This window comes from Psychrobacter coccoides (assembly GCF_017498085.1).
GTDB lineage: Bacteria > Pseudomonadota > Gammaproteobacteria > Pseudomonadales > Moraxellaceae > Psychrobacter > Psychrobacter coccoides.
In genome coordinates, this window is the sequence record NZ_JAGBKM010000035.1 from 1 (window position 1) to 11705 (window position 11705).

Annotated in this window: 13 protein-coding genes; 6 read left to right on the forward strand and 7 right to left on the reverse strand. The window is 45.8% G+C overall.

All coding sequences use genetic code 11. The features are described from left to right. Positions 1–123 precede the first annotated feature (123 nt). The 3 genes from J3492_RS12545 to dnaJ all read right to left on the reverse strand — a co-directional run bounded on the left by J3492_RS12545 (position 124) and on the right by dnaJ (position 3187). Complete coding sequence (locus tag J3492_RS12545; protein ID WP_207992382.1) at positions 124–1011, reverse strand: hypothetical protein; 888 nt, start codon at positions 1009–1011, stop codon at positions 124–126. A 41-nt stretch (positions 1012–1052) separates the two neighbouring features. After that, complete coding sequence (dapB, locus tag J3492_RS12550; protein ID WP_207992383.1) at positions 1053–1883, reverse strand: 4-hydroxy-tetrahydrodipicolinate reductase; 831 nt, start codon at positions 1881–1883, stop codon at positions 1053–1055. Between the two features lie 173 nt (positions 1884–2056). Beyond that, entirely contained in the window at positions 2057–3187 is a 1131-nt protein-coding gene (dnaJ, locus tag J3492_RS12555; protein WP_207992384.1) for a molecular chaperone DnaJ, read from the reverse strand. Between the two features lie 423 nt (positions 3188–3610). Here dnaJ and J3492_RS12560 point away from each other — a divergent pair, with 423 nt between their 5' ends. After that, positions 3611–4270 carry a DUF2939 domain-containing protein gene (locus tag J3492_RS12560; protein ID WP_207992385.1) on the forward strand — a complete coding sequence of 220 codons (660 nt, stop codon included), beginning with the start codon at positions 3611–3613 and terminating at the stop codon, positions 4268–4270. Positions 4271–4364: 94 nt separating this feature from the next. On the opposite strand, the gene J3492_RS12565 is transcribed toward J3492_RS12560, so the two are convergent. Beyond that, a complete protein-coding gene (locus tag J3492_RS12565) occupies positions 4365–5384 on the reverse strand; it encodes a thioredoxin fold domain-containing protein (protein WP_207992386.1) in 1020 nt (339 codons plus the stop codon). 260 nt (positions 5385–5644) lie between these two features. After that, entirely contained in the window at positions 5645–6349 is a 705-nt protein-coding gene (locus J3492_RS12570; protein WP_207992387.1) for a pseudouridine synthase, read from the reverse strand. A 231-nt stretch (positions 6350–6580) separates the two neighbouring features. On the opposite strand from J3492_RS12570, the gene J3492_RS12575 reads away from it, so the two are divergent. The 5 genes from J3492_RS12575 to J3492_RS12595 all read left to right on the forward strand — a co-directional run bounded on the left by J3492_RS12575 (position 6581) and on the right by J3492_RS12595 (position 10767). Next, on the forward strand, positions 6581–7177 hold the full coding sequence (locus J3492_RS12575) for a YigZ family protein (RefSeq protein ID WP_207992388.1): 597 nt from the start codon (positions 6581–6583) through the stop codon (positions 7175–7177). A gap of 47 nt (positions 7178–7224) precedes the next feature. Continuing rightward, positions 7225–8256 (forward strand): YheT family hydrolase, encoded by a 1032-nt coding sequence (locus J3492_RS12580; RefSeq protein ID WP_207992389.1) that lies wholly within the window; start codon positions 7225–7227, stop codon positions 8254–8256. A 336-nt stretch (positions 8257–8592) separates the two neighbouring features. Further along, positions 8593–9642 (forward strand): YheT family hydrolase, encoded by a 1050-nt coding sequence (locus tag J3492_RS12585; protein ID WP_207992390.1) that lies wholly within the window; start codon positions 8593–8595, stop codon positions 9640–9642. Positions 9643–9691: 49 nt separating this feature from the next. Beyond that, positions 9692–10234 (forward strand): acyl-CoA thioesterase, encoded by a 543-nt coding sequence (locus tag J3492_RS12590; RefSeq protein ID WP_207992391.1) that lies wholly within the window; start codon positions 9692–9694, stop codon positions 10232–10234. 158 nt (positions 10235–10392) lie between these two features. Next, positions 10393–10767 carry a DsrE family protein gene (locus tag J3492_RS12595; protein WP_207992392.1) on the forward strand — a complete coding sequence of 125 codons (375 nt, stop codon included), beginning with the start codon at positions 10393–10395 and terminating at the stop codon, positions 10765–10767. 31 nt (positions 10768–10798) lie between these two features. Here J3492_RS12595 and J3492_RS13310 read toward each other — a convergent pair whose 3' ends face one another. Together J3492_RS13310 and J3492_RS13315 are read right to left on the reverse strand one after the other, a co-directional pair. Beyond that, the gene (locus tag J3492_RS13310; protein WP_243453170.1) at positions 10799–11320 is read right to left on the reverse strand and encodes an IS630 family transposase; all 522 of its coding nucleotides are present in this window, start codon (positions 11318–11320) and stop codon (positions 10799–10801) included. Further along, positions 11304–11642 (reverse strand): IS630 transposase-related protein, encoded by a 339-nt coding sequence (locus tag J3492_RS13315; protein WP_243453171.1) that lies wholly within the window; start codon positions 11640–11642, stop codon positions 11304–11306. Before J3492_RS13315 ends, J3492_RS13310 begins: the two co-directional genes overlap by 17 nt. Positions 11643–11705: the final 63 nt, after the last annotated feature.

Here is an 11705-nt window from a genome sequence, read left to right on the forward strand (position 1 = left end):
ACAGAGATGTTAATGGAGCAAAAAACATTCTCGCGGTCGGGCTTGGCCGTCTTTAGTAGGAATCCCCGTTCCTTTTAGGTCGGGGAGGAAGTCAAATTAATACATGAATACAGAAGGCTTCTATTATTGCACCAGCAACCAAATAGGCGTATTTTTATTGCTGCTATAGACACTACTACCCCCATAGCTTGACGTGTTATGTTGTGTGCTTTGCGAGATATGGCCAATATCGACCCACTGTCCACGTGGTACAGTAATGGTGCTATTTAAGCGCTGCCCTCGGATAGCATTACTTTGGCGGTAATGAGAGTCTACGCTGACCAGTCTCTCTTCTGCTTGTGATAGTTGCACCTCAACTTGGCCATTGGGCAAGAGTCTTGGGGTGACCGTAATCCCCTGCACCGTTGGCAATAATACTTGCTGCTGAATAGTAATCTGTGCTGATGGGCGATGATAAGTCGGATAGCCATTCACTTGATAACTCTGTGTTAATGAGTACAGTGTACCAGTACTGATACTGGCGGCACTGCCAGATAGCGTTTGCACCTGATAAGTACTGTTACTCTGTTGCTGGCTATTACGCTGACTGCTCACGCCTGCGCCTGCAATCCCTCGATTGCTGATGACCACTCGGCTTTGCTGAGCACTACTTTGTATGTTGCTATCATTGCCCACGCGCACCGCTACAGTCAATGCTTGCGGCTGACCGTCAATTTGCTGCAATAACTGCTGCACAGCCTGATAATTAGCCTGAGTGGTTTGTAGTATCAGCTTATCTTGATAAATCGAGACACTCCCACCGCCTTGGCTGCTATCTAACTGCTGACGTACTGCGGGCAATAGCGCCTCACCGCCATAGGTATGAATGACATAGGTTTGAGAGGTGGCGGCTTGGGCACCAATCGATAGCACACCTAAACTTAAAACGAGCATTGCATGGCGCATATAAGCCATCGCAAGACCACAGCTTGACCTATTCTTTGATCGTATTTGTCGCTGTTTGACGCTCATATGTGCCGCCTTTTTTAGTGTAAAGTGATGACTAAGTAACCCTACTCACTTATCCCAAGCACATCCTGCATATTATACTGCCCTTTGTTTTGCGAAATGACCCAAGTCGCAGCACGTACTGCGCCTGCAGCAAAAGTCATACGTGCCCGTGCTCGGTGAGTGATTTCGATCATCTCACCATCAGTGATAAACATCACCGTATGATCGCCGACAATCTCGCCACCACGTACCGCATGAATACCAATCGTGCCTGCTTCCCGTGCACCAGTCTGCCCTTCACGGCCATATACAGCCACCTCTGCTAAGTCTTGTCCACGGGCCTCTGCGACGGCCTCTGCCATCATATAAGCGGTCCCTGATGGTGCATCAATTTTATGCTTATGATGGGCTTCGATGATCTCAACATCGGCGGTATTTCCGAAGGCTTTGGCCGCCATATTTAGTAGTTTTAATGATAAGTTAACGCCCGTAGAGTAATTGCCTGCATAAACAATAGCAATATGCTTACTGGCTTCAGACAATACTTGTTCTTGCTGCTCATTAAAGCCTGTCGTGCCAATGACCATCGCCACTTGATGCTCAGCACACGTTTGCATGTTTTGTTCGGTGGCATCAGGCAAGCTAAAATCAATCAACACGTCAATATCATCAATGACAGCAACTAAGTCATCGACAATCGATACATGTAGTCGGCCTATCGCTGCCACCTCACCTGCATCAGCACCGATGAGACTAGAGCCTTGTCGTTCAATAGCAGCGCTTAATGTGGTTTGTGGGTTGTCTTGTACGGCCTCAATCAGCATACGTCCCATACGCCCACCAGCACCGATAACACCGACCTTGATGGTTGAGTTTTTATTTGCTTGATTCATTTTTTATCCTGATTCTCTTTTTTTGATTGTGGTAAGGTTACTTTTACCCATAGTTTATAGTAAGTTTAGCAAATATCGCCGTCTGAGTGGCTTTTATAGGGGCAATAAAAAACCCAAAAGCGTCATAAGAAACTTTTGGGCTTAGGCTCATCTAGGATTACGTCAGGCAACCACTAGTCAAATAAATCACCGATTTTTTTGAAAAATGACTTTTTATGTGGCGACTGTTGATGCTTGCTGTCACCATCAAGCGTGTCTTGAAACTGACGCAGCAAGTCTTTTTGTTCACGAGTCAAATTCACAGGTGTCTCAATCACCACTCGGCAGATCAAGTCGCCTCTCATAGTGGTACGTACTGGCGTTACACCTTTGCCACGCACTCGCAATAGTTTGCCGCTTTGCGTACCTTCTGCAACTTTGATTTTTACCTTACCATCTAAGGTTGGGATTTCGACTTCTTTACCCAAGGCGGCATCGGTAATACTGACTGGCACATCCATATAGAGGTCAGCGCCCTGACGATTGAACACCTCGTGTGGCTTAACTCGCACTTCCACATACAAGTCACCATTTTGCACGCCTGCCCCGCCCGCTTCTCCTTCGCCAGCTAAGCGCACACGATCGCCATCATCTACCCCAGCTGGAATAGAAACCTCTAACGTACGCGACTTGTCTTTTACGCCATTACCATGACAGTCAGAGCATGGGTTTTTGATTTGTTTACCCGAGCCGCCGCAATGGGGGCAGGTCTGCTGTACCGCAAAGAAACCTTGCTGCATACGGACTTGGCCTTGACCATGACAGGTCTGACAAGTCACCACGTCTGAGGCGTCTTTAGCGCCTTTACCATCACAGGTATCACACGGGGCTGGTGCGGTAAAACTGATCTCTTTTTTAGTACCACGCACCGCTTCTTCTAGCGTCAACTCAATGACATAACGTAAATCGGAACCACGACGTGAGCGCCCACCGCCACCACGTGACTGGCCAAAGATGTCGCCAAAGTTGCCAAAGATGTCGCCGAAGATGTCTTGGAAGTTACCACCAGCGCCACCGAAGCCGCCGCCACCCATGCCATTTTCAAAGGCGGCATGACCCATACGATCATAGGCTGAGCGCTTTTCTTCATCACTCAGTACCTCATAAGCCATCGACGCTTCTTTAAACTTTTCTTCAGCATCAGGATCATCAGAGTTGCGATCGGGATGATATTTCATCGCCAGCTTTCGATAAGCTCTCTTTATCTCTTTAGTGTCTGCAGTTTTACTAACGCCTAATACTTCATAAAAATCGCGCTTACTCATGGGCTCTCCTATCGTTGTCACAGTAACGCCAGCGGTAATCTTTATTTTCACGGTCCGTTTTGACTTTTAAACGCTCATGTCTGTTTCACATGAAACATCAAACGGAGGCCATACTTATAAAAACATAACCAATAAAAATGGAAAGATTATCAACTGGGACGACGTGGTACTGTTTGACCAAATCAGTTAGTATAAAAAGTATAATAGTTTGCGCTATTAATGGAGATGACCGCTAGAATTATCAAGCGCTATCAGCAGTAAATTCTTAACTGGCGATACCATACTGATAAACGACACCAAAACCAGTCTAAATCCTTGCTTATACAGCAATCCACCGTAACATTTTCATACCTTTATTGACCAAAGTCGTGCTAGTATTTATCGCCATCATAATATTAAGTTTGCGATAAGGCAGCAAAACCTATGAAGAAGCTGATTACATTATTGACATTGTTAATCGTCATTGCGGTGGCCATATATGCAGGCTCGCCCTACTATACGGCCTATCAGCTCAAAAACGCTTATGATGCCAAAGATGGAGCGGCCATTGCGGCAGCAATCGACTATGAACAGCTGCGGCCTAATGTCAAAGGTCAATTGACCCGTAATTTTGCCAATACTATAGCCAGCTACCCACTCGTTGCAGAGCTCGGCGGTGAGCCACTCACTCAAGCAGCCAATAGCTTCATCAGTCAGTCTGTTGATGGAGCGCTTACCGCTCAAAACATCGAAAAGCTGATCGAAACTCAAGGCCAAGCCAATACAGCCACCAAAGAGTTGGCTGCGGCATGGGCCATCGCCAGCAATCAGGTAGATCTAAAAAACCTCATTCAGGAATTGATTATTCATCGTGGTGATGTCAATACAGTCATCAAACAGCAAGTCCAGCAAATGATGACCAAACAAGCCTCGCAATTAGAACAGCAAGCCTCTCAAGGCGCTGATAGTGATCAACCAAAACTCAGTTACTGTGGCATCAACTGTTTTACCATCAGTGGGCAGGTCAAAGGCTATCCACTTACGGTAGAGATGCAGCGCCAAGGGTTGGTTGACTGGAAGATCATCAATGTGGTGTTGCCTTAAAGATTGCTTAAAATTTCAGAATAAAAAATCGCCCCAAAGTGACTTTGGGGCGATTTTTGCTGGCGATGCTTTTATTGACTATGTTCAACAACTCCTACTCTATGCCCAAAAACTCTAAAAATTCAGGGCTCTCAAAGCTTGCTTGAAACAGCACACCATCTTCACGATAAATGGCTGGGGTTGCCATCACTGCCAACCCAGCGGCTTTGTCACGGTTTGGTGTGATATGATCTGTCTGACAGCTTGTGGGAGCAGGAGTCATCTCGCCTTGCAGCATCGCTTTATCTAAAGCGGTGCGGCGACTGCTCGCATCAGCTTGACACCAAATAGCACGCATTTGCTCAGGTGACTGCTCATATATCGGATAACCGATGGTCTTTACCGTGACGCCCTTTTTGTTGAGCGTGTCCATCTGCTGATGCAACCTGCGACAAAACGGACAGTTCACATCGGTTGCGACGTATATCACTGCCTTTTCAGCGCCGGTTGCTGGATAAGTAATCAACTCTGACTCATTTAATGCATGAAATACCGAGCGATTTTTGCGGGCTTCAAAATCTTCATCAAGCCCCATAAACTGACCGTTTTCGATGACGGATATCTCGCCATCAGTAATGTACTGTCCATCGGCTGATACCATAAAGGGCACGCCTTCTAAGTTAGCGCCCCAAATCACACCTGGCACAGCGGTATAATAAAATGGTGTTTTGGCATTGGAATTTAATGGCTGGCCTATTTGTGCGCTATCAATACTCGTCGGCGTCTTACTTAATATCCGCTTTGAGTTGGGGTTTTTTAGCAGCTCAGCTTGAATGACATATTTGCCATCAGCCGTTATATGCAGTGGCGGCTGACCAACCAGCGTCACCTGATACATATTGGGCAGGTTGGATGGCGTAATGGTGGTGATTTGGGTTTTGATACCCGCTTGGGTGAGCACTTGCCGCAAGTGACTGTCGATAGCGCTACTGACGCTATTTTCTGCTTTTGCACTTTGGCTACTTTGAGCAGCATTGGTGTTGGTAGAAGATGCAGTATCAGATTGAGCACAAGCTGTGGTGGCCAATAGTATGGCACTTAAGATACTGGCCGTCTTAAATATGGGTAGTTTCACAATAGATTTCCTATCAAGATTGATACAAAGTGAATGCTTCTATCGACTCAAAAACAAATAGACCACACTATGTAAAAAAGTAGATTAATAATCTATTGAGACTGTAGCACATTGCTCGGTTTTGATAAGTACTGGGTGCTTTGTTTTGCAAAACTGCTACTTAGTTTTAAGAGACAAGCAACATCAACAGATCGCCAGTTTTCGTTTCGAGTATAGCGATCTATCGATAGTGGTGTTAAGCGGGTTCGATGTATCTGCTGTTAGAATTGTGCCACTTCTTCTTCGGTCAAAAATCGACTGTCACCTTTATCCAGACCCCCTAGCGTGATATGACCGATACTGGCACGGTGCAGCTCAACGACCTTATTACCAAAGTATCCCATCATGCGTTTGACTTGATGATATTTGCCTTGTACCAAAGTCAGACGGGCATGAGTGTCATCAATGAACTCCAGTGTGGCAGGCTTGGTCGGCTCGTAATCCCCATCCAACAAGATGCCTTCACTGACTTTCTTTATGGCATGTGCCTGCGCACTCTCGTCCATAGGATCGGCTAAGGTCAGCTCGTAGACTTTGGCATGCGCGTGTCTGGGACTGGTGACCCGATGCAGCCATTTGCCATCATCACTCAATAGCAGCGCCCCTGTGGTATCGACATCCAGACGGCCAGCGATACGTAAACTCTCCAGCTCTGGCACTGCAATCAGCTCGGTGACGATGGGGTGCTCTTTGGCTTTTAGCGTACACTCAAAGCCTTCAGGCTTGTGCAGCAGGATATAGCGATTGCCCGTTGCCACCGATAACGGCTCACCTGCCCACATGACCTCATCATTAATAATATCGACGTGTAAACCAGGGTCTTTTACGACTTCATCATTGACCGTCACTTCACTGGCATGCAGGATTTTTTTGGACTCCTTGCGTGACAGCTCAGTGGCTTTACTAATAAATTTATCTAAACGCATGTTATTTGCTACCATTAGTTTTGTTATAGTGAGGCAAGTTTAACATATCCTACCTATACTAAGGCTATTCATCAAAAGGCTTATCATCAAAACAATATAGTCAATTAAAAATAAAACTGTTATAAATTAAAACGTGCTACTGGTATAAATTTTCCTTGCGTGCTGCGTCCTTTCGATGCTGCGCAAATTCATTCCAGTAGCACTATATTCTTTTTGGAGTGCATCGACTATATGAGTTATCAGACCCTGCAAAAATCTGTCACTGCCAGACTTGAAATTAAGAAGTCTGAGTTTATCGCTTATGCTTACCCTGTGACGTCACGTGAACAGGCTATGTTTCATGTGGAACAACTACATGAAAAGTATCCTGATGCCCGTCATTGGTGCTGGGCTTATATCATCGGCGACCCTAACAACACCACCAGTGCCGGTTTCGATGACGACGGTGAGCCAAACGGTACAGCCGGCAGACCGATACTCAATGTGCTACAGCACAAAGCCATTGGTAATGTCATCATTGTCGTCGTACGTTATTTTGGTGGTATCAAACTCGGTGCTGGCGGGCTGACTCGTGCCTATGCCGGTGCAGCGCAAGCGGCGGTAGATGAGATGATACTGCGCCCTTATGTGCCTATGGCGCAAGTACAAATACTGGCTGATTTTGCGACCGAAGCCCAATGCCGTTATGTAGTAGAGGACTTAAACGGCACTATTGATGATGTCGATTATAGTAAGCAAGTTACGCTGACCATCACTATCGCTGAGCAAGACATTGATAAATTAAAAGAACGTTTGGCAATGGATGGACGGGTGCTAGAGGATGAGTAATCACCGCTACGTTTAAGAATAGGTAACAACAAACTAAGAGAGTTGTCATGTCAATACATAGCCTAGCAGAACTAAAAACCCCGCCTACTATCAATGGTCATACCTTTAACTTTGCGCCCTTTGAGCCGCCTTTTTGGCTCAGCAATGCTCACTTACAAACCATCTTGCCTACTGTCCTTGTCAAACATAATCCAGCCTATCGTCGTGAGCTGATACTAGACTCTCATCAAATCAGTGAGGTGGCTTATGATTTTATCGATAGTAGTGAGCCACAACCGCAGCACCATCAACGCTACAAAACGCCTTTGGTAGTCTTGTTTCATGGAATGGAGGGCAGTAGTGCCAGTCATTATGCTCGAACGTTAGCCACGTATGTCGAGCAGCACGGCTGGCACTTTGTGGTGGGACATTTTCGTGGCTGCGGCGGCGTGCCAATGTCCAATGAGGTGGTCTATCATGCTGGTGATAGCGCAGAGACCCATCATACGCTGGAAGTACTGGCCGAGCGCTACGAAACTATTTATGCGGTGGGGGTCTCACTAGGGGGCAACTTATTGGCGCGTTATATGGCAGATTATGGTGATGATGCCATTTGTGCCGCTGCCACAGTGGTATCAGCGCCGCTGGATCTGGCATCAGCCACGACGGCGATGGAAAACCTGATAGGTCGCAGGCTCTATACTCCTTATTTACTAAACCCTATGCTGACCAAGGTTTTGAGGCAGCAGTTAGATGTTTCAGAGCTGAATAAAATTACCGCCAGCGAGCGTATTCAGGAGTTTGACGAGGCTTTTACCGCGCCGCGCTTAGGTTACCGCTCGCCCTATGATTACTATCGCCAAGCCTCGGCGCTGCCGCACCTGCATAAAACCAGTAAACCAACCCTGATTATCACCGCTAAAGACGACCCTTTTTTAGGCATTAGTGCTACCGCAGGCGATGTCTCAAACAGCGTGATACTGTACGAGCCAGCACACGGTGGTCACGTTGGCTTTGTCCGTTGGAAAGATAAAGGACTAGACACCAATTGGGTGCCAGAAACAGCGCTACTGTTTTTTAACACTGTGGCGTGTGCATGAATAACGCCCCTTTGCGATTGCTTTTTTTCTATTAATGTTACTCAAACCTTGGTCTTATTATCAGTATTAGGCCGATTAATATCGTTTTAGTACAGTTGATTCATTCTAAAAACGATACAGTGCTCCTAGGATAAATTTTGCGCAGCCTCTGTCGGCGTAGGCACAGCAAGCAAGTAAAATTTATACCAGGAGCACGTGACTATTAATAATATATCGATTTTATTTAGTCCTGACTATAGCCCCCTTTAAGTAACCAAACGTTCACTGAAACTCATTGGTTTTAGGCCTGTCAGTCGGTATGATAAATCATTCCTATCACGACAATAAGACCTTTTTATGTTTATATCTAATGCCCCCGATGCCTTTACGCCCACACCTTTTAAACCGCCTTTCTGGCTCGCTAACCCGCACTTACAAAGTATCTTACCCAAGTTCTTTGCCCCTAAGACGCCGACCTACCGCCGAGTCATCAGAAAAGACTCTCTAGACGAGACAGATATCGCCTACGACTTTTATGATGCTTACCCAATCAGTGCATCGACACTACAGACGCAGCGAGAAGAAACACCGCTGATCGTATTGTTTCACGGTATGGAAGGCAGTAGTGACAGCCATTATGCGCGCGCCTTGGCCTACCAGACGCATAATCAGGGCTGGCACTTTGTGGTGGCACATTTTCGCAGCTGTGGCGGTATCCCTGCTAATGGACAGGTGTTTTATAACGCCGGCGATACTGATGAGGTACAGCATATGCTGCAAAACCTACATGAGCACTATGCCAATATCTATGCTGTCGGGGTCTCTCTTGGCGGCAACGCCTTGGCAAAGTATATGGGCGAGTATGGTGACGACGCCATATGTAAAGGCGCAGTGGTCATCTCTGCCCCTGTGGATATGTCATCAGCGGCGATTACCATGCATAATTTTTTGAGTCATCGTATTTATACGCCATATCTGCTCAATCCCATTATCAAAAAAGCCTTGGCAAACGATATCAGCACCGAGGAGATTGACTCTATCAAGTCGGTCAATCGTATCAGTGACTTTGATCACATATTTACCGCCCCACGTCATGGCTATCGCTCAAACAACCATTATTATCATAGTGCCTCTGCCCTACCCCATCTCATCAATGTCAGCCGCCCATTACTGCTTATCAGTGCCAAAGACGATCCTTTTCTTGGCTTTACTGCCACGACAAACGATGTCTCTGATCATGTCACTATCTTAGAGACTGAGCATGGTGGACACGTGGGCTTTATTCGTTATCGCACCGAAAAAGCCAGATCTCCCCAGCTTTATAAAACATCGAGATTTGATATCAATTGGTTACCTGAAACCGTCAGTGCTTACTTTCAGTCTATTGGGGTTCAGTCGAATAAATGACCAATCACCCTAAATAACAACTACCTTTTTGAACAATTGAGACAAGTTTATGTATCCATTTTTTCGTTTTAGTAAAGCCATCGTTCAGGCAATTGCCGCTAAAACGATAGGCGCTCAATTAGATTTTACTGCTACTGGCGAAATTAAATTTCGCTGTCGCCTAACAGACATTGATAACTTCCTTGAGATGAATAATGGTCGAGTGCTAACCCTTTATGACTTAGGCCGTACGGACTTTGCCATTCGTACTGGACTTGGCAGACAGCTACTGCAAAACCGCTGGGGACTGGTCGTCGCAGGGAGTACCGTACAATACCGCAAACGCATCCGTGCCTTTGACCAGGTCACCATGAAGACGCATATCGCTGCTATTGATGAGCGCTGGATCTATGTGGAGCAGTCCATGTGGGTCAAGGGCAAGCCCTGCTCCTCTGCCCTGCTGCGGACTGGCGTCACCAGTCAAGGTCGAGTGATTGAAACTCAAGCAGTGCTGGATGCGATGGGCAAACCTGATTGGAAGATGCCGCCGACAGGCTATGTAGCTGAATGGATTGAGAGTGATGATGATCGTCCATGGCCGCCGAAGGACTGATATTAATGTAAGTGTGCGTTTGACAGTCTGTCACAACTGCTCACCTTAAGGCTACTATTTCATAACAAGTCATTATATAAATATATATAATAAATGCTAGTATAGATGGTGTTGATGTTATAACAAAAAAACCCAAGAAGGCCAATAAGGAGAGTAGCATGGTTAACACTACAGATTATGTTGGAACACTGTTTGATGATACGAGCAATCCCAACAAGATTACCGTCGCTTATACGATGGCGTTTAAAGCGTTGGAAAAAGGGCATTCAGCCGCTCTGATATTGATGGTGGACGCCGTCTATCTGGCCAAGCCAAACTCGCTGGATGGTGTCGATATTGGTGCACCCTTTGAGCCTGCTGCCAAACTACTAGAAGCCTTTGTCGAGAAAGGTGGGCAGGTCCTAGTCTGCGGCGCTTGCATGCAGCATAATGGTGTGGCTGAATCAGAGATTGACCCTAGATTTACCATCATTAGCGCTGACGATGTGATCGACATGGTAATGGGTGCAAAAGGCTCGTTGCAGTTGACTTAATTGTTATTCTAATAGACACGTCAGGATATAGTCAATCCACAATAAAACTGGAACAGCCCATATCCTGAAACAGTTTAGGCAGATTATTCTCCATCCACCCTTGGCGTAGAAACTTAGCCTGTGCCCACTTCTTCTCGATAGGGTTCAGATCAGGGCTGTACGGCGGCAGCCAAAGAATACGATGGCCATGTCTGTTGAGTAGTTTTTGGATACGTCTGCTTTTATGAAACCGAGCGTTATCCATGACAATCACGCTCTTGGTTTTAAGACTTGGAATAAGTGTGAACTTACACCAGTCATAAAATATATTACTATTGATATTGGTCTCAAAGTAATCAAGCGCAAACAGCATTTTTTTATAGAGAGCACCGATGACATTCGTACGCTTCTTTGCTTGCCAGTTGTAGCTGTCGACACAGGGTTTACCTATCCGTGCATAGCCGTAAGGTCTGATAGTTTCAGCCTCAAAGCCGCTTTCATCCATATAAACGATGGGATAGCCTTGAGTCATATAATTACTTAAATGATTGAGATACTTAGCTCTTTTTATCAAACAGGCTTTTGGATGTTTTAAGGTCTTTTTTTTGACTGATGCTAAGGCGTTTTAATGCGGCTTCTATGCCTGACTTACTACAGCCTAAACGCTGTGCTCTCTCGTACATATAATCGTCTGGATGCTGCTTAACATCTTTCAGTAAGGCTTCATTTGATATTTTAGTCGGTGCTTTATTTCTGGTTGTTTTAGGAACTAAGCTCTGCTGCCAGCTATGAATCGAGCTTGTGCTAAGCTGATAAAAGTTAGCTGCTTCTCGAATGGTCATGCCATCGGTAATGCTTCGTAACACTTGTTTGCGAAAGTCGATTGAATAGGTCATCGTTTATTTCACTAAATGAATTGGTTATAAATATTGTATCGGTTTTATCTAAGATTTACTATA

Bases quoted from the DNA above. Each gene is read 5' to 3' on its own strand.
- J3492_RS12545 (WP_207992382.1), bottom strand. From the start codon at position 1,011: ATGAGCGTCAAACAGCGACAAATACGATCAAAGAATAGGTCAAGCTGT.
- dapB (WP_207992383.1), bottom strand. From the start codon at position 1,883: ATGAATCAAGCAAATAAAAACTCAACCATCAAGGTCGGTGTTATCGGT.
- dnaJ (WP_207992384.1), bottom strand. From the start codon at position 3,187: ATGAGTAAGCGCGATTTTTATGAAGTATTAGGCGTTAGTAAAACTGCA.
- J3492_RS12560 (WP_207992385.1), top strand. From the start codon at position 3,611: ATGAAGAAGCTGATTACATTATTGACATTGTTAATCGTCATTGCGGTG.
- J3492_RS12570 (WP_207992387.1), bottom strand. From the start codon at position 6,349: ATGCGTTTAGATAAATTTATTAGTAAAGCCACTGAGCTGTCACGCAAG.
- J3492_RS12575 (WP_207992388.1), top strand. From the start codon at position 6,581: ATGAGTTATCAGACCCTGCAAAAATCTGTCACTGCCAGACTTGAAATT.
- J3492_RS12580 (WP_207992389.1), top strand. From the start codon at position 7,225: ATGTCAATACATAGCCTAGCAGAACTAAAAACCCCGCCTACTATCAAT.
- J3492_RS12585 (WP_207992390.1), top strand. From the start codon at position 8,593: ATGTTTATATCTAATGCCCCCGATGCCTTTACGCCCACACCTTTTAAA.
- J3492_RS12590 (WP_207992391.1), top strand. From the start codon at position 9,692: ATGTATCCATTTTTTCGTTTTAGTAAAGCCATCGTTCAGGCAATTGCC.
- J3492_RS12595 (WP_207992392.1), top strand. From the start codon at position 10,393: ATGGTTAACACTACAGATTATGTTGGAACACTGTTTGATGATACGAGC.
- J3492_RS13315 (WP_243453171.1), bottom strand. From the start codon at position 11,642: ATGACCTATTCAATCGACTTTCGCAAACAAGTGTTACGAAGCATTACC.